The 21,344-nt window shown below is 62.0% G+C and carries 19 protein-coding genes; 14 read left to right on the top strand and 5 right to left on the bottom strand.

Translation table 11 applies throughout. The features are described 5' to 3' along the window. Positions 1 to 119: 119 nt before the first annotated feature. From nifL to LZ012_RS08415, 6 genes are all read left to right on the top strand, one after another. Positions 120 to 1,652, top strand: a complete 1,533-nt coding sequence (nifL, locus tag LZ012_RS08440) for a nitrogen fixation negative regulator NifL (RefSeq protein WP_275709555.1) — start codon at positions 120 to 122, stop codon at positions 1,650 to 1,652. Positions 1,653 to 1,669: 17 nt separating this feature from the next. After that, a complete protein-coding gene (nifA, locus tag LZ012_RS08435) occupies positions 1,670 to 3,289 on the top strand; it encodes a nif-specific transcriptional activator NifA (protein WP_275709553.1) in 1,620 nt (539 codons plus the stop codon). Positions 3,290 to 3,572: 283 nt separating this feature from the next. After that, positions 3,573 to 6,452, top strand: a complete 2,880-nt coding sequence (locus LZ012_RS08430; protein ID WP_275709551.1) for a type VI secretion system Vgr family protein — start codon at positions 3,573 to 3,575, stop codon at positions 6,450 to 6,452. Positions 6,453 to 6,463: 11 nt separating this feature from the next. Further along, on the top strand, positions 6,464 to 7,366 hold the full coding sequence (locus LZ012_RS08425) for a DUF4123 domain-containing protein (RefSeq protein ID WP_275709549.1): 903 nt from the start codon (positions 6,464 to 6,466) through the stop codon (positions 7,364 to 7,366). Continuing rightward, positions 7,366 to 7,893, top strand: coding sequence for a DUF3304 domain-containing protein (locus LZ012_RS08420; RefSeq protein ID WP_275709547.1), 528 nt, complete (start codon positions 7,366 to 7,368; stop codon positions 7,891 to 7,893). The genes LZ012_RS08425 and LZ012_RS08420 overlap by 1 nt, the downstream gene beginning before the upstream one ends. Beyond that, positions 7,890 to 9,635 carry a T6SS phospholipase effector Tle1-like catalytic domain-containing protein gene (locus tag LZ012_RS08415; protein WP_275709545.1) on the top strand — a complete coding sequence of 582 codons (1,746 nt, stop codon included), beginning with the start codon at positions 7,890 to 7,892 and terminating at the stop codon, positions 9,633 to 9,635. The genes LZ012_RS08420 and LZ012_RS08415 overlap by 4 nt, the downstream gene beginning before the upstream one ends. A gap of 115 nt (positions 9,636 to 9,750) precedes the next feature. Here LZ012_RS08415 and LZ012_RS08410 read toward each other — a convergent pair whose 3' ends face one another. Continuing rightward, positions 9,751 to 10,065 carry a hypothetical protein gene (locus LZ012_RS08410; RefSeq protein ID WP_275709543.1) on the bottom strand — a complete coding sequence of 105 codons (315 nt, stop codon included), beginning with the start codon at positions 10,063 to 10,065 and terminating at the stop codon, positions 9,751 to 9,753. Between the two features lie 317 nt (positions 10,066 to 10,382). On the opposite strand from LZ012_RS08410, the gene LZ012_RS08405 reads away from it, so the two are divergent. The 6 genes from LZ012_RS08405 to LZ012_RS08380 are packed head-to-tail and all read left to right on the top strand — an operon-like array spanning position 10,383 to position 12,963. Beyond that, on the top strand, positions 10,383 to 10,712 hold the full coding sequence (locus LZ012_RS08405) for a (2Fe-2S) ferredoxin domain-containing protein (protein WP_275709541.1): 330 nt from the start codon (positions 10,383 to 10,385) through the stop codon (positions 10,710 to 10,712). 4 nt (positions 10,713 to 10,716) lie between these two features. Continuing rightward, positions 10,717 to 10,986, top strand: coding sequence for a nitrogen fixation protein NifZ (locus LZ012_RS08400; protein ID WP_275709539.1), 270 nt, complete (start codon positions 10,717 to 10,719; stop codon positions 10,984 to 10,986). 4 nt (positions 10,987 to 10,990) lie between these two features. Next, entirely contained in the window at positions 10,991 to 11,524 is a 534-nt protein-coding gene (locus LZ012_RS08395; RefSeq protein ID WP_275709537.1) for a flavodoxin, read from the top strand. Further along, positions 11,521 to 11,826 carry a hypothetical protein gene (locus LZ012_RS08390; RefSeq protein WP_275709535.1) on the top strand — a complete coding sequence of 102 codons (306 nt, stop codon included), beginning with the start codon at positions 11,521 to 11,523 and terminating at the stop codon, positions 11,824 to 11,826. Before LZ012_RS08395 ends, LZ012_RS08390 begins: the two co-directional genes overlap by 4 nt. 55 nt (positions 11,827 to 11,881) lie before the next feature. After that, the gene (modA, locus tag LZ012_RS08385) at positions 11,882 to 12,574 is read left to right on the top strand and encodes a molybdate ABC transporter substrate-binding protein (RefSeq protein WP_275709533.1); all 693 of its coding nucleotides are present in this window, start codon (positions 11,882 to 11,884) and stop codon (positions 12,572 to 12,574) included. Then, a complete protein-coding gene (locus LZ012_RS08380; RefSeq protein WP_275709531.1) occupies positions 12,571 to 12,963 on the top strand; it encodes a NifB/NifX family molybdenum-iron cluster-binding protein in 393 nt (130 codons plus the stop codon). Before modA ends, LZ012_RS08380 begins: the two co-directional genes overlap by 4 nt. A 7-nt stretch (positions 12,964 to 12,970) precedes the next feature. Here LZ012_RS08380 and hmuQ read toward each other — a convergent pair whose 3' ends face one another. Then, positions 12,971 to 13,276: a heme-degrading protein HmuQ gene (gene hmuQ, locus LZ012_RS08375; protein ID WP_275709529.1), complete on the bottom strand. Its 306-nt coding sequence runs from the start codon at positions 13,274 to 13,276 to the stop codon at positions 12,971 to 12,973. A gap of 187 nt (positions 13,277 to 13,463) precedes the next feature. On the opposite strand from hmuQ, the gene LZ012_RS08370 reads away from it, so the two are divergent. Further along, positions 13,464 to 13,781 (top strand): dATP/dGTP pyrophosphohydrolase domain-containing protein, encoded by a 318-nt coding sequence (locus LZ012_RS08370; protein ID WP_275709527.1) that lies wholly within the window; start codon positions 13,464 to 13,466, stop codon positions 13,779 to 13,781. Positions 13,782 to 13,826: 45 nt separating this feature from the next. Here LZ012_RS08370 and LZ012_RS08365 read toward each other — a convergent pair whose 3' ends face one another. Both LZ012_RS08365 and LZ012_RS08360 read right to left on the bottom strand, forming a co-directional pair. After that, a complete protein-coding gene (locus tag LZ012_RS08365; RefSeq protein WP_275709525.1) occupies positions 13,827 to 16,970 on the bottom strand; it encodes a PAS domain S-box protein in 3,144 nt (1,047 codons plus the stop codon). Then, positions 16,967 to 19,366, bottom strand: coding sequence for a hybrid sensor histidine kinase/response regulator (locus LZ012_RS08360; RefSeq protein ID WP_275709523.1), 2,400 nt, complete (start codon positions 19,364 to 19,366; stop codon positions 16,967 to 16,969). Before LZ012_RS08360 ends, LZ012_RS08365 begins: the two co-directional genes overlap by 4 nt. A gap of 256 nt (positions 19,367 to 19,622) precedes the next feature. Here LZ012_RS08360 and LZ012_RS08355 point away from each other — a divergent pair, with 256 nt between their 5' ends. Further along, positions 19,623 to 20,195 (top strand): YkgJ family cysteine cluster protein, encoded by a 573-nt coding sequence (locus LZ012_RS08355; RefSeq protein WP_275709521.1) that lies wholly within the window; start codon positions 19,623 to 19,625, stop codon positions 20,193 to 20,195. A 460-nt stretch (positions 20,196 to 20,655) separates the two neighbouring features. Here the strand turns inward: LZ012_RS08355 and LZ012_RS08350 are convergent, their stop codons facing one another. Next, the gene (locus LZ012_RS08350) at positions 20,656 to 21,333 is read right to left on the bottom strand and encodes a PEP-CTERM sorting domain-containing protein (protein ID WP_275709519.1); all 678 of its coding nucleotides are present in this window, start codon (positions 21,331 to 21,333) and stop codon (positions 20,656 to 20,658) included. Positions 21,334 to 21,344 lie beyond the last annotated feature (11 nt).

The following is a 21,344-nucleotide window of genomic DNA, read 5'->3' as shown; positions in this document are numbered from 1 at the left end:
GACACGCGATTCGTCGCATTTGCTCCCAAAGCCCGTCGTATCGGACCTTTGTGTGCAGTGCACAACGGCGGCACGGAACCTGCTAAGGAAGGGCAAACATGAATTGACGGAGACTCCCGATGCCAGTTGCCCAGCGTGCCCAGCAGCCAGCGAATGCCGCCTCCCGCGCCGCGCTGCCGCCCGAGGTCTATAACCAGGCGGTCGACCAGGCCGATCTGGCTGTGTCGATCACCGATGCCAAGGCCAACATCCTGTTCGCCAACGAGGCCTTCACCCGCGTCACCGGTTACGCAGCCGACGAAATCGTCGGCAAGAACGAATCGGTGCTCTCCAACCACACCACGCCGCCCGAACTCTACAAGGCGATGTGGCACGAGCTGTCGGAACAGCGGCCGTGGTCGGGCAAGCTGCTCAACCGGCGCAAGGATGGCGCCCTCTACCTGGCCGAACTGAGCATCTCGCCGGTCGTCGATGCGGCCGGCAAGACCACGCATTTCCTCGGCATGCACCGCGACATCACCGAGCTGCACCGCCTGGAACGGGTGGTCGGCAACCAGAAGCACCTGATCGAATCGGTGGTCGATGCCGCACCGATGGCCTTCGCCCTGCTCGACCCGACCGGCCGCATCATTCTCGACAACCAGGAATACAAGAAACTGGTCACCGACCTGCGCACCAAGGAGCCGGCGCACAGCCTGCTCAACACGCTGGTCCCCGGCTGGCACGACACCTTGTCCAAGGAGCCCAGCCGTTGCGCCTTCGCCAGCCGCGAGGCGCGCATCGACCGCCACGGCCAGCGTCCGCGCTGGCTGTCGGTGACTTCATCGGTGATCGACATCCACAGCGACTGCGTCGACAGCTATTTCTGCGCCGCCGGCCAATCGGGCCTGCTGCTGGTCATTTCCGACATCACCAACCTGCGCGAGGAGCAAGAACGCGCCCGCGCCTCGGCGCTGCAGGCGGTGCTGGCCGAGGAAGAGCGCACTGCGGCGATCCGCGAAGGCCTGTCGGCCGCCCTCTTCCGCCTTGAGGAGCCGATGAACGTTATGGCTTCGGCCGTCGCCGTGCTCCAGCGCCGCGATCCGAATACCGCCTCGATGCTGCAACTGGCGCTGGGCAGCAGCCGCGAGCACATGGAAACGCTGCGCCAGGTCATCCCGCAAAGCCCGCAGGAGATCGTCGTCGGCGTGAATATCAACGAAATCCTGCGCGATGTGCTCGAAGTCAGCACCCCCCGCCTGCTCGCTGCCGGCGTGGTCGTGGACTGGCAGCCGGCCGCCACCGTGCCGACCATCCTCGGCCGGCCGCTGCAACTGCGCATGCTATTCAAGGCGCTGGTCGACAACGCCATCGAGGCAATGAACGTGAAGGGCTGGAAACGGCGCGAACTGAGCCTGATTTCGGAAGCGGTCGATGGCCGCATCGTCGTCTCCGTGCTCGACACCGGCCCCGGCATTCCGCCCGAGTGGCGGGTCAAGGCCTTCGAACCCTTCTTCACGGCCAAGAACGGCAGCGGCAAGCATATCGGCACCGGCCTGTCGCGCGCCCAGCAGGTGGTGGCCGACCACGGCGGCATCATCGATCTCGACGAGAGCCCGAGCGGCGGTTGCGCGGTGATCGTCGAACTGCGCATCGACGGCGATCCGATCTGAACGACAACGAGAATAGCATGCACGATCACATCCACATCGCCAATGCCAACGACGAATGCCCGCCGTCCGGCGGCTACTGTCGAACGCACGAGCTGAACATCCTGCTCCTGGCGGCGCTCTACGCCGTCAGCCGGGTGCTCAGCCGTTCGCTCGACTTCAACGAAACCCTGCGCGACGTGCTGCGCGTCCTGCACGACGAGGCCGGGCTGGCGCGCGGCCTGATCGCCGTGGTCAATCCGGAAAGCGGCAAGCTCAGCATCCATTCGATCTACAGCCCGGAAGGCCTGATCCAGGACGACGCCCAGTATGGCCCCGGCGAAGGCATCATCGGCCTGGTGCTGGAACGGCCGCGCACCATCAAGCTGCCGCGCGTCGCCGACGAACCCAACTTCCTGAACCGGACGCGCGTTTACGATCCGGAACTACCCTTCGTCGCGGTGCCGATCAAGGTCGGCGGCGACCTCAAGGGGGTGCTCGCCGTGCAGCCGGAAGGCCCGGAGGACGGGCTGCTCGAGGAACGCGCCCAGTTCGTCGAGATGGTCGCCAACCTGATCGGCCAGAGCCTGCGCCTGTCGCAGGAGGTGGCGCAGGAGAAGTCCTCGCTGCTCGAGGAACGCGACCTGCTGCGGCGCACCGTGCGCCACCAGTTCGGCTTTGACAGCATGGTCGGCCGCTCGGCGGTGATGCGCCGGGTGTTCGACCAGGCGCGCATGGTCGCCAAGTGGAACACCACTGTGCTGATCCGCGGCGAAACCGGCACCGGCAAGGAATTGATCGCCAACGCCATCCACTACAACTCGCCGCGCGCCCGTGCCGCCATCGTCAAGCTGAACTGCGCCGCCCTGCCGGAAAACCTGCTCGAATCCGAGCTGTTCGGCCATGAGCGCGGCGCCTTCACCGGCGCCGTCGAGGCGCGCAAGGGTCGCTTCGAGCAGGCGCACGGCGGCACGCTGTTCCTCGACGAAATCGGCGAAGTGTCACCCGCCTTCCAGGCCAAGCTGCTGCGCGTGCTGCAGGAAGGCGAATTCGAGCGGGTCGGCGGCAGCAAGACGGTGAAGGTCGATGTGCGCATCATCGCCGCCACACACCGCGACTTAGAGACAGCCGTCGAGATGGGCGACTTCCGCGAGGATTTGTTCTACCGCCTGAACGTCATGCCCCTCTTCCTGCCGCCGCTGCGCGAGCGCATCGAGGACATCCCGGAAATCGCCCGCCATCTGCTGAGCAAGATCGGCAACGACCAGAAGCGCAAGCTGACGCTGACCGACATGGCCAACCGCCGACTGGCCAACCACGACTGGCCGGGCAACGTGCGCGAGCTGGAAAACTGCCTGGAGCGGGCCGCCGTGCTCTCCGATGATGGAGTCATCGACGTCGATCTGATCCGCTTCCCGAGTTCGCGCGAACGCAGCACCGCGCGCCCGCTGCGCACTGCCACGCCCAGCACCGGCCCGGTTGCGGCGGCGCCGGCCGATCTCGACATCAACGATCCCAACCTGTCGGAAAAGGAACGCGTCATCGCCGCCCTCGAACAGGCCGGCTGGGTCCAGGCCAAGGCCGCCCGCATCCTGGGCATGACGCCGCGCCAGATCGCCTATCGCATCCAGACGCTGAACATCGAGGTCAAGCAGTTCTAGGAAACGCCGAAATTTACGTCATCCCCGCGCCCCGCAGGAAGTACCCTTGGGTACGCATGTGGGGATTCCGTTCGTTGATTTTTGTGGATTCCCATTTTTGCGGGAATGACACTTCCGACTAAATAATTTACCCCCAGGAAACGGCCGGCCGATCCGCGGGGGATGCCGGCGCGCCCCCCGCGCCAGGGGTCGGCTCTGAGGCGCCGCAACATTCAAACTGCATATCGCAAATTATGCTTTTTGATTAGAATTCAGCCTTCGCTGATTTGCCTAGGCAGGCGCCATGCCGTCCCGACTCCTGGAAACGCTCTTCCACTCCACCACCCGCCTCTACGACCTGACCTGGCGCGACAACGCCGGTCCCGACATGCCCGTTGAAGCCTGGTGGGGCCGCGAGGTGCTCTCGGCCGGATTCGAGCTGTGCATCGACCTGCTGTCGCTCGACGCCCACCTCGAACTCAAGCGCTTCCTCGGCCGTGCCATCTGCCTCAACACCCGACTTTCCGACGGCAGCCAGGCCAGCCGTAGCGGCCTCGTCCGCGCCGCCCAGAAACTCGGCAGCGACGGCGGTTTCGCCCGTTACCGCCTGACCGTCGTGCCGTGGATATGGCTGCTCGGCCGTGGCCGGCACAACCGGGTTTTCCAGGACAAGAGCGTCGTGCAGATCGTCGAAGCCGTTTTCGCCGACTACGCCGACGTCGCCGCCTGGCAATGGACCGACGAGGTCGCCGGCTTTCTCGCCGACACCCGGCCGCGCAGCTATTGCGTGCAGTACGGCGAATCCGACTACGCCTTCGTCTCCCGCCTGCTCGCCGAAGAAGGCCTCGGCTGGTGCGTCGACGAAGACCGGGATGCCCCGGCCGGCCATCGCCTGCGCCTGTTCGCCGACAGCCAGCGCTTTCCCGAAGATGTCGTTTCCCAATCCGCCAACGGCGGGCAAGGCATCCGCTTCCACCGCGCCGACTCGCAGGAAGAGCAGGACGCCATCCTCGCCTTCGGCCAGCAGCGCCGGCTGATCAGCAGCGTGATGAGCGCTATCAGCTACGACTACAAGGCCAAGCAGAGCGTCGTCCTCAACATCCCCGGCCAGCGCGTTGGCAGCGAACGCGCCCTGCTCCTCGAAAGCTACGACGATCCCGGCCTTTACGCCTGGGCCAATGCCGCCGAAGCCGAGCGCTATGGCCGGCTGGCCATGGAAACCCGCGAAGCCCGGCAAGGCGGCTGGCTCGGCCGCGGCACCGTACGCAGCCTGCGCCCCGGCACCGCCTTCGACCTCATCGGCCTGCCGCTCGACCCGGCCAATCCCAAGGCCGAACACCGCTATACGGCGACCGACATCACCCACCTCGGCATCAACAACCTCAGCGGCGAAGCCATCGCCGCCATCGCCCAACGGCTGGGCCACGACAAGCTCATTCGCGATGGCGAGGAACTGGCCACCGGCGACGTCCTGGTCCCGGCCGGCGCCCCCGAACAACTGCCGCCCGAACTCCTCCAACTGGCGGCCGAGCGCGGCTACGGCAATACGTTCGAAGCTCACGCCGCCAACACCCCGTGGCGGCCGCAACTCGAAGACCGCTGCGGCGCCCGGCTCAATCCCCGGCCGACCGCTCCCGGCCCGATGAGCGCCCTGGTCGTCGGCCCTGACGGCCAAACCACCGCCAACGGCCTCGACGAACTGTGGTGCGACGCCCTCGGCCGGGTCAAGATCCGCTTCCATTGGCAACAGGCCGAAGCACCCGATGACCGGGACAGCTGCTGGGTCCGCGTCATCAGCCGGCAGGCTGGCGCCGGCATGGGCTGGCAATGGCTGCCGCGCATCGGCCAGGAAGTCCTCGTCGACTTCCTGAGCGGCGACATCGACCGCCCCGTCATCCTCGGCGCCCTGTACAACGGCCAGGGCGAAGGCGCCCATCTCTCCAATTCCGCTCCCACTCCCGGCGGTCAACCAAGCCCAGCAGATCAGGGCGATCCCTTCGCCCCGGCCACCGATCACCGCCCCAGCGGCCAGGGCAACCTCGCCGGCGGCAACAGCCCGGCCTGGCACGGTGTCGCCCGCAACAACCACGCCGCAGCGCTATCCGGCTTCAAGAGCAAGGAATTCGGCGGCGCCGGCTACACCCAACTGGTCATGGACGACACCGACCAGCAGCAACGCCTGCAGCTCAAGACCACCCAGCACGCCAGCGAACTGAATCTCGGCCATCTCATCCACCAGGCCGACAACTACCGCGGCAGCTTCCGCGGCACCGGCGTGGAACTGCGCACCGACGCCTGGGGCGCCCTGCGCGCCGGGCAAGGCATGATCATGACCACCTGGCCCGGCACGCCGGACCAGCCGGCCGGCGACATGGCGCCGGCCATGGCCCTGCTCAAACAGGCCGACACCCTCGCCCACACCCTCAACCAGGCCACCGCCACCCACCAGACCGTTCAACTGGCCGGCAGCATCGGCACCGAAGGGAAAAACAAATCCAGAACGGACGAGCAAGCCGCCCCCCTCAAGGCCCTGCACAAGATCAGCAGCGGCATGGTCGACGGCAAGGACCAGGACAGCGCCCTGAACGACGCCCGGCAAAAGACCATCACCGCCAGCCCGGACAAACGCCCCCACCTCACCGACCCGGCCATCATCCAGGCCGGCAAGGCCGGCATCGGCACCATCGCCGGCCAGAACCTGCAATTCGCCAACGGCGAAGCCCTCATCCTCGAAAGCGGCGAAGACATCAACCTCGCCATCGCCGGCAAGGCGAGAATCCACGCCGGCCAAGCCATCGGCCTGCTGGCCGGCGCCATTGCCCCGGGAGACGGCAACACCGGCATCAAACTGATCGCAGCCAAGGACGACATCGACTTGCAGGCGCAAAGCGACGAACTGAAATTCCTGGCCAAAAAAGACATCAAGCTCGTCTCCGCCACCCAGCACATCGATTTCGCGGCAGCGAAGAAAATCCACCTGGCAGTCGCCGGCGGGGCCAGCATCACTATCGACGGAGGCATCACCGTGCAGTGCCCGGGGACAATTACGGTGCATGCGAGCAAGAAGAGCTTTTCGGGGCCGGAGAGTCAGAGTTACGGACTCCCCAAGTTCCCGGAGAGCGTGTGCCTTTCGTGTTTGCTAGCTTCACTCAAAAGTGGCTCGCCATTTGTTGCTCCTGTTTGAGACAAATCCCAATGTATTTTGCATGCACTGCACCAGGCTCCAGTTCATTTTCTGCTGATCTCTGGGCATCATTTCTGAGCAACAAAGAGGACTCTTCGTCGCAGCAATTGTTTGCAGTAGTCGACATGGCCTTCGATAGCAAACTGGTTCAACGCATGCGCCATGCTAGCAAGGGCACTCCAATAGCTGTTCGAACCCCATTGTCTGCTCTCGCCGAGCATCTGCCGTATCTGTACGGGCCACTCAAAAACCGAGGAACGGTTGAGACTCTTTTGCAGGATGCCGAGGGCAGTCCGATGGTCAGTTTTATCGCCAGCAACGTGGCTCTGGATTCGTTGGTTGAAGCGCTAAAGGCGCTCTTGCTTGTTAAAACCAATGATGGCAATCGTTGGCCTTTGCGCTATGCCGATACCCGGATACTGCCTGAATTGCTGGCCTTGTCCTCTGAAGGCGCTTTCCCCTTGTCTTCAGCAATTGCAAGCTGGTGGTGGCCCGATCGAATGGGGGATTTGAAAGTCTTTGTGGCAGACCACTGCAATCAGGAGGACGTCGCACCTGCGGATCATCTATTTTTCAATGATGCACAATTTGGCCGCATGCTTACAGCCGCCCAGCCCGACGCAATAATTGATCAGTTGTATCAGGCCTGCCCGGACATACTGGATCGTTGGCTACCCCACCAAAACTTTGCAAAAGTTAGGTCAGCGTTAAAGGAGTTACCAGCAGCATGTCGGGGCTCTGCTGAACTCGAAATTCGATGGTGCTCGCTGGCGCTGACATTTAATGAGCCGCTCAGCAACATTGACTGGTTTTCCAACGCACTGCAAGTATCGAACAGCATCGGAGAGCTATTGGCTCGCCTCGACGAAATTCCCGATGATGTATGGGAAGGCGCTGCAAATGGGGTCGTGTAATGAAATTTAATCTCAACCAGTTAAATGTTGGTCGCCGCCTGGCTTTGGCCATGCTGGCCTGTTGCCTTATTGCATGCCAGCCAGAAGCTTCCAGCAAGCCCAAGGATGAAGGTGTCGGTGTAGGGATTACGGGAATCAACCATACCGACAAATGGATTGCCGAGTTTTATATTGAAGGCTCTTACGGCGGCAACATTTCGCCGACTAAACCAGGTGGTGGCGGGGGAGGCGGGGGAAAATCTACGTGTTGCATCGTTCTGCCGCGCATCTATCAGCCCGGCTTGAAGGCCAAGGTACGCTGGAAGCCGACAGAAGAACCCTATAAGGAGGCAGAGGCGAGGATCATTCCCTATTCTGACGGTGCGGGCCATGCTTGGGTAAATTTTCTGCCAGATGGCCGGGTAGTTATCGTGGCCAGCGACATGGATACTTGGAGCCGGAATTATCACGGCGATTACAGAGCACCCAGCCACCCGGAGTATCGCGGTGCCGACATTGAGTTCCCCAAGCAGGAGGCTAGGCCATGAGCGCCAAGAACCCGACTCCGCCACAGTCTACGGCGCTAAGTGCTAAAGCGCAGCAGGAAGTAGTGGCGCGCTACGCCAAGACGGCGGCGTCAAAATCCGACCAACCGACCTGTTGCAAGCGGGTTCGCATTGGCCTATTTTTCGACGGCACGAACAACAACATGGATCGGGATCGCCCGTCGGCCGGGCATTCCAACATCGTTCGCCTATTTGACACCTTTCCTGATGAGCCGGGAAACGGGGATTTTGCCCACTATATCCCCGGCGTCGGTACGCCATTCTCAAAAATCGGCGAGTTGACGGAAACCAAAGAAGGCAAAGCCTACGGCAAAGGCGGCGCAGCGCGGATTCACTGGGGCTTGATCCAGGTATTGAATGCGCTGCATCGTACGGCCGATCTCGGGCATTTGGTGCCCGATCCTGACGCGCTGACTGCTGTCAACGACCCCTATCAGCTGAAGGATGCGTGGAGTTTGTTCAGCGGCAAGCGGACAACGTGGTTCCAAGGCAAAGTGGCTAGTTTGCAAGCGAAACTTGAAAAGAACCCGAAACCGAAAATTACCCACATTCAGGTATCGGTATTCGGATTTTCGCGCGGCGCGGCAGAGGCACGGGCATTCTGTAACTGGCTAGTGGAAATCTGCGATAAAAAGGGCGGTGGGCTGAAATTGGCCAGTATACCGTTGACCATCGATTTTCTCGGCGTCTTTGATACGGTGGCCTCGGTTGGCTTAGCCGATTCATTCCCGCTACCGGTCAATGGTCATTTCGATTGGGCTGACGGCACGATGCGCGTACCGCAGGAGGTTGCCCGTTGCCTGCATCTGGTGGCGGCGCACGAGATACGTGCTTCGTTCCCGCTCAATACCGGTCGGGATGGAAAAGCCTACGCGGGTAACGTCAACGAGTTTGTTTATCCTGGGGCTCACTCCAACCTAGGGGGCGGCTATGCACCGGGTGAACAGGGACGTAGCCGCCGTGGCGTGGCATCACTTTTGTCGCAGATACCTCTGGTCCACATGTACAACGAAGCTCGACAGGCCGGGGTTCCATTGGTTAGCTTGGATAAAGTGACCGCAGAAACTCGTAGCGATTTTGAGATTGACGATACGCTTCGTAGCGATTTTTCAGCCTATCTAAAGCTTGCCGGTGTTGGTGCTGCGAAAGTGGAAAAGATGCTGGAGGATCACATGCACTATTACCGTCGATACAAGGCGGTAACAGCCGATTGGGAGACCCCGGCAATGAAGGCATCCAGCGAACAGGATCGTCAGGATTTGCAAGAGGCGTCCGGAGACTTCCGTAAGGAGCGAGATAGGTTACGCGCAAAAGAAAATCTATCAAAATTGAATGACCCGCGTATCAAGGTAACTCTCAGCGAACGTGACAAGCAGTTGCTACTGGATTTAAAAACACCGGTACATACGGATGTAACCCGATTCCTGGACAACTACGTCCACGACTCGCACGCAGGTTTTTACCTTGCCGGCCCGGTTACCAAGTACGACAAAGAGCAAGAAATCAAGCGGGTTGAGGGCAAGGCCAAGGCTGGAGAGAAGTTGAATAACTGGGAAACCAAGGTTTTGAAAGCTAGCAGAGCCGGTAAGCCATTTCCGTTGATGACCGATGCCGAGCAGTGGGACATGCTCAACGGCAACGACATCGTTGTGCGAGCGAATACCAGCACGCGTCGAGAAGGTGATGCCTATTTTCGCCAGCGGACGGTGTTTGACAAGAGTTGAATGGATTATTGCTTTGCAGGCTATCTCCGGACCAACGCGCCTCAAGGCGGGGTTACTCTTCCCGAGATAAAAGCATCGTCGAAAAACGAGTACCCTTGATTGACCAGCCCGCCTCTTACCAGGCGCGCGCGCCCATCAGGTAGCTGCGGGTTTCCCTCTGGCTGGACGGTTCCGGGGCAATTTCCGGCGGTTGGGCGATGACAGGCGACGGCAGGTCGGCCGGAGGGAGCAGATGGTCGCGCAGGCGCAGGACCATGATCAGCAAGTCCTCGTCGCCTGCCGCCTCCTCGATTTCCGACAAACGGCGCCGGGCGTAGATTGGATCGCGGGTGAGTGCTTCGAGATCGACCGACTCAGCCAGCGAACGCTTCACCTGCAGCTTGAAGCGGGCGAGCAGTTGGGCCATTTCCATGCTCTTTTCCATCGACATGATTTCTCCTTATTTTTGCTGTTCCCCGTTGGGGTTGGGGTTACTTCCCACAGCGAAAAATATGCCGGATGCTGCGCCGCAATACCCGCCATATGAAAATCAGGTACTTAGCACGGGGCGCTAAAACAACACGCCTCTACTGACGCAAGCCTATGGTGCATACGGCTCGCCTCCGTGGCAAAAATGGTGCAGCGCACTGTCGCCGTCGCCCTTTGTCGCAAACCCGACAGGATAGCAACAACGCAAGCCACTGATTTTATTGAAAACAACCCTGGCATCCCCCTTGCGATGAGAAACCCATCGTCAAGGAGACCGTCATGCCAAAACCGAAGAAACACATCCTCGTCTGCGTCCAGGGCCGCCCTCAGGGCCACCCGCGCGGCTCTTGCCAGGACAAGGCCTGCGGCCAGACCTGGCAGGCCTTTTCGGACGAATTCACCACCCGCAACCTGTGGGCTTCCGGCTTCCAGCTGACCAATACTGGCTGCCTCGGCCCCTGTCACCTCGGCCCGAGCGTGCTGGTCTATCCCGAAGGCATCATGTACACCGGCGTCAAGGCGGAGGATGTCGGGGTGATCATCGACGAGCACCTGATGTTCGACCAGCCGGTCGAGCGCCTGCTCGCCCCGGCCGACGTCTGGGCCTGAGATCATGGAAAAGATCCAATACGAAGTCGGCGACATGATCTTCGCCGCCGAAGACATCCTCAACGATGGCGGTATGCCCGGCATCGATGACGAGGAAGGCCTGATCGCCGCTGCCGGCACGCGCGGCGTGGTGGTGCATTTCGGCGTCGCCGAGATGGACGAGAATCAGGAAATCTACCTCGTCCAGTTCGAGAACGGGCCCGACGGCAGCCTCGGGCACCCGGTCGGCTGCCTGCCCGAGGAACTGACGCAGGACGAACCGGTGAGCGCATGAAGCCATGGCCAGGATCGGCATATTCTTCGGCACCGACACCGGGCGCACCCGGCTGATCGCCAAGCAGATCGCCAAAAAGCTGGGCGATGCGGCGGATGCGCCGGTCAACATCGGCCGCACCACGCTGGCCGATTTTCTTGCCTACGACGCGCTGATCGTCGGCAGCCCGACCCTGGGCGACGGCATGCTGCCCGGCGAATCGACCGGGCTCAGCCAGCCGAGCTGGGAGGAATTCGTGCCGCAACTGGTCGGCGCCGACCTGAGCGGCAAGACCATCGCCATCTTCGGCCTCGGCGACCAGAAGAAATACCCGGATGAGTTTGTCGACGCCATCGGCCTGCTCCACGATGCCTTCATCGCCCGCGGCGCCCGCATCGTCGGCCGCTGGCCGACGGCCGGCTACGACTTTGCCGCCTCGCAGGCCGTGGCCGGCGACGCCTTCCTCGGCCTCGCCCTCGACCAGCACCACCAGCCGGCGCTGACCGAGGAACGCATCACCGCCTGGCTGGCCCAGATCACGCCGGAGTTGCTGCCATGAACGCCAATCCCTGGTCGCTGCCGAAGGACCGCGCTCTGCGCCGCCTGCTCGTCTCGCTCGACGAACGCGCTGGCCAAGCCTGCGATGTCGCCTCCGACGACGGCCACGATCCATGCATCGTCACGCTGCGCCACACCGAACTCGCCACGCTGCGCGCCCACGTCTATCTGCACGGCCAGCGCCCGGGCACCTACGGCCTGTTTTTCGAATATCCCCACCCAGTACCCGGCATCCTCGAAACAGAGGAAAATCTCCCCCTTAATCGCGCCCTGGCCAGCTTGGCCCTCCACTTCGACGCCTGACGACATGCCCAAACCGCTCATTGTCCTTGTCCTGTTTATTACCAGCCTCGGCGCGATGGCCGACGAGGCGACGGTGGCGGTCGCCGCCAACTTCACGGCACCGATGCAGAAGATTGCCGGTGAATTCGAACGGGCGAGCGGCCACAAGCTGAAACTCGCTTTCGGCTCTACGGGCAAGCTCTATGCGCAGATCGTCAATGGTGCCCCCTACGACGTTCTCCTCTCGGCCGATGACGAAATTCCCGCCCGTCTCGAAAAAGAAGGACTCGGGATCCCGGGCAGCCGGTTCACCTACGCCATCGGTCGCCTTGTGCTGTGGTCCCCGTTAGAAGGGAAAGTGGATGCCGAAGGTAAGGTTCTGCGCGACAAGAATATCCAGCACCTGGCCATAGCCAATCCGAAAACGGCCCCCTATGGGCAGGCGGCGGTCGAAATGCTGCAGTCAAACGGCCTGCTCGCCAGCCTGGAAGGAAAATTCGTTCAGGGCGAGAACATCGCCCAGACCTTCCATTTCGTACAGAGCGGCAATGCGGAACTGGGATTCGTCGCCCTCTCCCAGGTCTGGAAGGATGGCCGGATTTCGGCCGGTTCGGGCTGGGTTGTTCCTGCCATTCAGCACCAGCCGATACGCCAGGATGCCTTGCTGCTCAGTCGCGCCGGCGGCAACCCCGCGGCCAGAGCGATGCTTGATTACCTGCGTGGCCCGGCGGCCCGGCAGATCATCAAAGCCTACGGATACGATCTGTGAAAATCGCCATCGCCACCCAGGATTTCGCCAAGGTGAGCGGCCACGCCGGACAGACCCGCCAATGGCTGCTCTACGACCTGTCCCACCACCACGCCAACCGGCTGTTGCCATCGCCGCGGCGCATCGATCTGGACAAGGATCAGATCCTGCACGTCTTCGAGGATGACCGGCCACACCCGCTCGACGGCGTCGATGTCGTGGTCGCGGCCAGCGCCGGCGACGGCTTCATCCGCCACATGCGCAAACGCGGGGCCGACGTACTGCTCACCGGCGAAACCGACCCGGCTATCGCCATTACCCGCATCCTGGCCGGCGAGGCGCTGCCCGATCCGCGCTTCGACATCACCACCACGCTGTGCAGGATTCGCGACCTGTTTTCGCGTTACTGAAACTGAGCTACAGCACCGATTCAAACAGCTCCAGCTGCGGCGGTCCGAGGTAAAAGTCGCGCGGCGACTGGCCGGCCTGCATGTGCGCCTTGCGGAAGGCCTCGGACTGCGTCCAGTCGGCGAAGGCCTGCTCGGATTCCCACATCGTGTGCGAGGCGAACAGGGTGCGTTCGGCATTGGTGTCGCCGCGCAGCAGATGGAAGGCGATGAATCCCGGCACCTCGCTCAGATAGCTGTTGCGCTTGCGCCAATGGGCGATGAAATCCTCCTCCTTGCCGAGGACGATACGAAAACGGTTCATGGCGAGAAACATGGCATCTCCTGAAAATGGTCCGACTGGTACATGCTGGCCCATCCGATGCAATATCCGGCCATCGCCGAAGCCACCCGCCATGATCGCATTGGACAACTCTATACTGCCTGGCGACTAACGGCGGCACGCCTGGCTCGACTGGCTGTCGACAGCAAAGGACGTTTTCTTACGGGAGCTTCGCCCCATCATGACCCCACCGCTACAAACCTTCGATTTGATCGCCTACCTGCACCATCACGAGACGTTTTCCGAAAAGACCTTCGGTCCCGGCCATCACACCAAAGAGCTGCTGGCCCACCTGCACAAGGAAATCAGGGAACTCGAAGCCACGCCGCTCGACCTCGACGAGTGGCTCGATGTCGCCCTCCTCGCCCTCGATGGCGCCCTGCGCGCCGGCTTCGCGCCGGAAGACATCGCCCGCGCCCTGACCGCCAAGCAAACGCTCAACGAAAACGCGACCTGGCCGGACTGGCGCACGGCTGCCGATGGCAGCACGCGGTTCTGACAGACAGGCTGGGCGCCAACTGCGGCAGTGCCCAGGTGAGAGCGATCACTGCCCGCCCCTTGCTCCGGCATGCTTGAGGATGAGTTCGACCAGCGCTTCCGGATCGATGGGCTTGGCGATATGGGCGACCATCCCGGCCGCCATGCACTTGTCACGCTCTTCGGGCGAGGCATGCGCCGTCTGGCCGATCACCGGCAGACCGGGCGCCATGGCCAGGATGCGCCGGGTTGCCTCGTAGCCGTCCATTTCCGGCATCTGGACATCCATCAGCACCACGTCATAGGCCTGGCAACCGTCGGCCCGCAAGCGATCGATGGCCTGCTGGCCGTTGCCGACAATGACGACTCGTGCCCCGTCCTCGAGCAGGTTCTCCTCGAAAATCACCTGGTTGATTTCATCATCCTCGGCCACCAGGATCGCCAGGCCGAGGAGCCGCTGGCTGGCTACCGTCGTCGCCGGCACTCCGTTCCCGTCGGGTAGCGAGGCTTCCGGGGCCGGGTGGAAGGGCACGGAAAACGTGAAAGCGCTGCCCTGCCCGGGGCGACTCGCGACCCGGATATCGCCGCCCATCAATTCGACAATCCGTTTGCAGATGGCCAGGCCCAGACCAGTCCCGCCGAAGCGGCGGGTGGTCGAGCCGTCGGCCTGCTGGAAGGGATTGAACAGCAGGGCAAGCTGGTCGTCGGACATGCCGATCCCGGTATCGCTCACCGTGAATGCCAGCCGATCCCCCTGGCGTGCAGCAGACAGCTTGACGTAACCGGACTCGGTAAATTTGACGGCATTGGACAGCAGATTGATCAGCACCTGGCCCAGCCGCAGTTCGTCGATCAGGCAGCGCGACGGCAGATCGGCCGCGTAGTCCGTCCGGAAGTCCAGCCCCTTCGCAGTCGCGCGCTCGCCCAGCAGTTCCCTGGCCTGCTCCATGACATCGACGAGCGACACCGGGGTGGGATCGAGGTGGATTTTCCCGGCATCGATCTTCGAGAAATCTAGGATGTCGTTGACCACGCCGAGCAGGCGCGTCCCCGAGAACAGGATTTTTTCGAAGGCGTTGCGGGACTTGGCACCGTCGTTGGCATTGCGCAGCCCGATCTGGGCGAAGCCCAGCACGCCATTGAGTGGCGTGCGGATTTCGTGGCTCATGTTGGACAGGAATTCGCTACGCACCCGCGCCAGGTTCTCGGCGGCGCTCAACGCCCGTTCCCGGGCCTCGGCCGCCGCCCGCTGTTCGCTCATATCGACGAAGCTGATCACCGCGCCCTTGTTCGAGTCGCCCAGCACCATCGGATGCACGGCGTACATCACCGGCACGGCATGACCGTCCGAGTGCCAGTACACCTCGTTGTCGATACGCACCTCCTCACCGCGCACCACGGCATGGTGGCCCAGGCATTCGCCAATCGGGAAGGGCGAACCGTCCGGCCGGCTGTGGTGGAACGCTTCGTGGGCCGAGCGGCCGATGACTTCTTCCGGCTTGTAGCCCAGCATCTGGCAGCCCGCGGCATTGATGAAGGTGATCCGGCCGGCGCTGTCGACGCCATACAGGCCGTCAGCGCTCGATTGCAGCAGGTGGCTGGCCCTGGCCTCGGTCGCCAGCAAAGCGGCGGTGCGCTCGTCGACCAGCTCCTCCAGGCGGGAACGGTGGTGTTCGAGTTCGGCCTCCGCCAGCTTGCGCGCCGTGATGTCGCGCATGAAGACATAGATCTCGCCGCCTTCGCTGTCGCGATAGGTGGTGCTGACCTCGACCGGCCACATCGAGCCATCCTTGCGCCGATGCACGGTTTCGAAGATTTCGCGGCCGTTTTCGCACAGCCAGCGTATGCGTTCGGAAATGAAGGTTTCGTCTTCATTGACGTCGAGATCGCCGATCTGCATGCCGAGCAGCTCTTCCCGCGTATAGCCCGATTGCCGGCAATAGGCCGGATTGACGTCGAGCAGGCGGCCTTGCGCATCGGTCCGCCAATAACCGTCCAGCGTCGTATCGAGAATGCTGCGCAGGGTCTCGTCGCTTTGCTGCAGGGCAAGCTCGGCTTGCTTGCGTTGGGTGATGTCGATTTTCACCGCGACGTAATGGGTGACGGCCCCCGATGCATCCCTGACCGGGGCGACGTGCGACTCTTCCCAATAGAACTCACCGTTCTTGCGCTTGTTGAGCAGTTCGCCCTTCCAGACCTGGCCGCTGGTCAGGTTGTTCCACAACCTGAGATAAATATCATGGTCGGTCATTCCCGACTGAAGCAGCCTTGGATTCTGGCCGATGGCTTCGTCGGCATCGTAACCGGTGACCTCCGAGAACCGGCGGTTCACGTACTGGATGCACGCCTCCGGATCGGTGATGACGACGGAGGCCGGGCTTTGCTCGACGGCCACGGATAGCTTGCGCAGCATTTCCTCGGCATGCCGGCGCTCGGTGATGTCATGAATGATCGAAAACAGCAGCGGAGATGCGGTGGTTTGAATCGGCGTCGAATATACCTCGACGTCGCGCACTTCGCCCGAAGCGAGGCGGTGGCGGAATAGGAAATGCCCGCGCACCTCGCGGCGGGCGGCCTGCATTTCCTGCACCACAGCCTCCGGCGATAAGGTATTGATTTCGGTAATCGACATGCCGAGCAGCCGGGCGAGCGGATAGCCGTAGTACGCAACGGCCGCTTCATTGGCTTCCTTGATCGCCCCGCAGGACGGGTCGATGAGCAGCATCACCGACGAATTCTTCTCGAAAAAATGCCGGAAGCGGGCTTCGCTTTGTTGCAGATCGGCCTGCGCCTGCTGGCGTTCGGCCAGTTGCGCCTCCAAGGCCCGGCGCAGATGCTCGCGTTCCAGCACGTTGCGGATGCGCTGGCGGGCGATCTCGACGCCGATCGGCTTGGCGATATAGTCGGCAGCGCCCAGGGACAAGCCCTTCATTTCGGAAGCTGGATCGCTCAATGCCGTCAGGAAGATGACCGGCACGTGCATCAGCGCCGGCACGGCCTTCAGGCGCTGGCAGACCTCGTAGCCGTCCATGTCGGGCATCATGACGTCGAGCAGGATGAGGTCGGGCGGACACTCGCCGGCCAGCGCCAGCCCGCGCTCGCCCGAGGTGGCGATTTGCAGGTCGAATTCGGCGGCCAGCGCCCCGCCCAGCGTGAACAGGTTGGCCGGCGTATCGTCAATGGCGAGGATCAGGGGCCTGTGGTCGCTCATACGCCTTCCCTCCAGCCGTGCAGTCTCGATAGACGACCGAGATGCTCGTGGGCGAATTCGAATTTGAACTCATGCAGCGCCTGTTCGATCCGGTCGATGTCGACGGCGATCTCCGTACCGGCGCACAGGCGCTGCAACTCCTTGAATCGTGTCACCGCATCGAAACGATGACCCACGAGCAAGGGTTCAAGTTCCATCAGCAACGCATTCACCCGGCCGATATCGATTGTTTTGGCCGAGCCGTCGGCCACGACCACCGGCGACGGCTCGGCGGCCGGCAGCCATTTGCCGAGAACGGACTGGAGTTCGTCGAACTGGATCGGCTTGGCCAGGAAATCGTCCATGCCGGCTTCCATGCAACGTTGCCGGTCATCGTCGAAAGCGCTGGCCGTCAAGGCGACAACAGGGCGCCGCGCCTGGCCCCGCTCCCTTTCCCACTGACGGATTTTCCCGGTCGCCGCGTAGCCGTCGAGGACCGGCAGGTGGATATCCATCAGGATGGCATCGAAGCTTTCGCCGCCGGTCGCCATGGCGACCGCCTGGCTGCCGTCCGGGGCCAGCGAACAGCTCAGTCCCAGCTTTTTGAGCAGCAACTCGATGACCTTGCTGTTGGTCCGATTGTCTTCGACGACAAGCACATGGCCGGACAGCGACACAGCATCCGGAACCGAGCAGGCCGGCGTGGCCAGCGGCCGATCTGTGCGCTGCGGCGCGGAGTCGGCGGCGGCGATTTCGGCCGCAAAGCGGAACCAGAAGCGCGATCCCTTGCCCGCTTCGCTATCGACGCCGACCTCGCCCCCCATCAAACGGGCCAGATTGCTGACCAGCGACAGCCCAAGACCGGTACCGGCAAATTCGCGGGTGCTCGAACTATCGGCCTGCGAGAAGGGCTTGAACAGCAGGCCCTGTTTGTCGGCGGCGATACCGATCCCGGTATCGCTGACCGAGAATTCGATCATGGCCGTGCCGCCCTCGTCGCTCACCAGGCGGCCGTCGATCCGGATTTCGCCCTGAGCGGTGAATTTGATGGCATTACCCACCAGATTGAACAGCATTTGCCGCAGATGCGGCACATCGCCGCGATAGCGCTGGCGGGGAGGCCCCTGCCAGGCATGGTCGAGGCGCAGATTCTTGTTCCTGGCCGAACCGCTGAACAGGGCGTGCGCTTCGTGCAATAACTGCTCGGGCTCGAAGACGGTGTATTCGAGGTGCAGCTTACCGGCCTCGATCTTCGACAGGTCGAGGATGTCGTTGAGCAGCGCGAGCAGAGTCTGCCCCGAAGTGAGGATGGTACGTGCATAGTCCTCGCGCTCCGTTTCCGGCAACGTCGGGGTCAGCAGCAATTGCGCCATGCCGAGGATGCCGTTCATCGGCGTCCGGATTTCGTGCGACATGGTGGCGAGGAAACGACTCTTCGCCACATTCGCCGACACCGCTTCTTCCTTTGACGACTCCAGAGCGCGCCGCATACGATCCAGGGTGGTCAGCGAGCGAAACAGGCTGACCAGGAAAAGCACCGAAACGATGCTGAGCAGGGCACCAATGCCGATCACCAGCTGGCGATAGCTCTTGTACGGCGCCAGGGTGTAGTCGACCGCCTGACCGACGACGAACGCCAGGCCGTATCTCGGTTGCCGATAAAAACCGTAGACGCGCTCCACAGAATCGACCGTGGCGACCCGCCGGTCATTGCCGGCGACAGGACCATCCGGCTCGAGGTAGGGCCGGTCGGCCAGCACCTGGCCATAGCTGGATTCGAGCACGGGATAACGCGCCATGATCTCGCCGCTGTCGCGGACCAGCGTCATGATGCTACCAGCGGGCAGTTGCAGCTTTTCGGCGAAGCGGGCGAACAGCTCCGGATCGACGGAAATGACCAGCACACCAGCAAAACGCCCGGCATCGAGTATGGGGCGAGTGAACTGGATCGACCATTTGCCCGACACCTTGCCCTGCAACGGCCGGCTGATGAACAGCCGGTCGGCGCCGTGTGCATCCCGATGTACCGTGAAATGCTCGCGGCGGCTCAAATCGGTTCGATCGCCCGGCTTGGCCAGGGTCGAGAAGGCAAGAAAGCCGTCCTTGTCGATCACCCCCACCTGGAAGGTCAGGTCCTCGATGAATTCCTGCCGTCGCTGGATCAGCTCGGCGAATTCCCCCCAGTCGCCCGTCCATTGCGCCCGCAAATCCAGGATCAGTTCGTTGATGCGCTTGATCGTCGATTCGGAATATTCGCCAAACACCCGCGACTGCACGGCGGTCCCCACCTCGGCTTCGCGCAGGTAGCTCCGCTGGCTGCGATCAAGCTCATACCAGGCCGTCGCCCATATTGAAATGACGGCCATGACACCGACGGCAACAATTTTGACCCGGAGCCGGTAATTCGACGTTTTCATGTACAGCCGCTTATTGGGTAATCCTGGGCAGGCGTTTCTTCTTGGCCGGAGCGTTCGTTCGACGTGCAGGCGGCCATTGCACGGCGCACCTCCGAACATCTCCACAATGCCGTAATGGTATTACAAAAGGCATATTACCTATCGGCCGACATTTGGAATTTTGTCTTTTTGAATGACGCAGGCCGTCGATGCGAACGACCCATCCTGGCCGTATACTGGCCGCCTTGCTTCGCCTTCTGCAATTGCCCGCCCCGCCATGCCCCCCCGTCCGCCCCGCCCTCCGCGCTCCGAGCGCCCCCAGCGCCTTAATCCGGCCAAGGAACTTGCCGCCGCAGCCGCCGCCTACCAGGCGGCCGAAATCGTTCCCCACTGCACGGTGTGTTCCAAGCCCTGCTGCAGCCTGCAAACGCTCGTCCTCGAACTGGACTGGAAGCAGCTCAAGTCGTTCTGGCGGCTCGAGGAATCGCGCCCGGCCTTCGACAAGCGGCTCGCCGGCGGCCAAGGCCCCGAGGAAATCCGCGCCGGCAACGGGCTCTACTACGTCCACGGCAAGGCCTGCCCCGCCTACGACCAATCCTGCGGCACCTGTCGCGTCTATGGCCAGGACATCAAGCCGGAGGGCTGCACCGATTTCCCGGTGTATGAGGACGGTGGCACCCTGGTCGCCGACCTGCGCTGCGAAGCCGTGGACCTCAAGGCCCTGTCGGCCTGGATTGCCCGCGCCCTGGGGGATGGCTATCGCATCGTCCAATCCGCCGACCCCGAATTTCCATTCATGGTTACGCTGTCGGTGAAGGCGATGGGGACGAAACGCAAGCGGGGCAAGTGAACGAGCCTATTCGGAAAGATTTTGGACGATTATCTCTACCACGAGGTCTTCCCATATCACTCCCACCCAATGCTCCGCTCACTTGCTCCTTGTTGCTCCGGACCTTAATCTTTTTTCCTTCGGCAGATGAGATGAGCGTGTTTCACGCCAAGATTCCGAAAAGCGAATTAACTGCAATCACTTGCTGAGCCAACAGCAGAGGACCTCTATCAATCCAGCGGCCTGGTAGTGAATACCATCGTCATCTCGGCAATCTAAGGGATCTGAAAGACGATGATGAGCCGTGCTTCTGGTTTTTGAGTTGAGGCCGTTTTGTTGAAGAACGCCCACCTGTTGGCGGCGATTGGATTGCAGCGCCCCTGAGCGCATAACCATGGAAATAAAAAATCCCAGTTTCCAGACTGGGATTTTTGATCTGGCTGCTTGCCCCTCAACCCGCCAGTGGCAAGACCGAGATGATTCAGGAAGCCTTGCTTTTCCGGGAAACGACGAGACCGAGAAGGCCAAGGCCGAGCAGCGCGAGAGCCGACGGCTCCGGAACCTGTTGCGTGCCAACGGTGATCAGTGACAGCTGGTTGATCGCGAAATCGGAGTGTGCCCCTTGGGAAATGGTAATCCGGGCAATATCCACGAGATCGCTGGTAAAGCCGATAAAGTCTGCACTCGACTGGCTCCGGTCATTCGTCGTCAAGTCGAAGGCACCGAACAGCGAGTTTCCCGCGCCGAACACTTCGATATGCGTCGTCGTTTCGGAAAAATTGGGATTGATCTGGAAGCCGATACCTCGGATCAGGCTATTGAACACCAACGACATCGGATGAGCGTCATCACCGCCCGTCCAGAGCAGCGTACTGCCGTCAGTAAAATTTCCGCCCCAGCCGGTAGACAAATCGCGCCGTTGAAAGCTGCCGCTGGATTGGCTTACCGTCAGGCCGATACCGCCTGTGGAAGAAATATTGAACGGGTTGGAAACCACAGTGAAGTTTCCGCCCAAAACGCCCCAGTCGACGATGTCATTACCGCCGAATAACGCCCGCCCGGTCGGGCTGTCAGTAATGGAAATCACGCCGGCCGAGGCTGTTCCAGACGCAATCGCTGCGAAAAACAGCCCAGCTGCGACAATTTTTTGAATTCTCATAAAAACTCCGA

This window comes from Dechloromonas hankyongensis, assembly GCF_022012295.1.
GTDB lineage: Bacteria > Pseudomonadota > Gammaproteobacteria > Burkholderiales > Rhodocyclaceae > Azonexus > Azonexus hankyongensis.
Note: the sequence above shows the minus strand (reverse complement) of the source record. Positions and strands in the feature narration are given on the sequence as shown.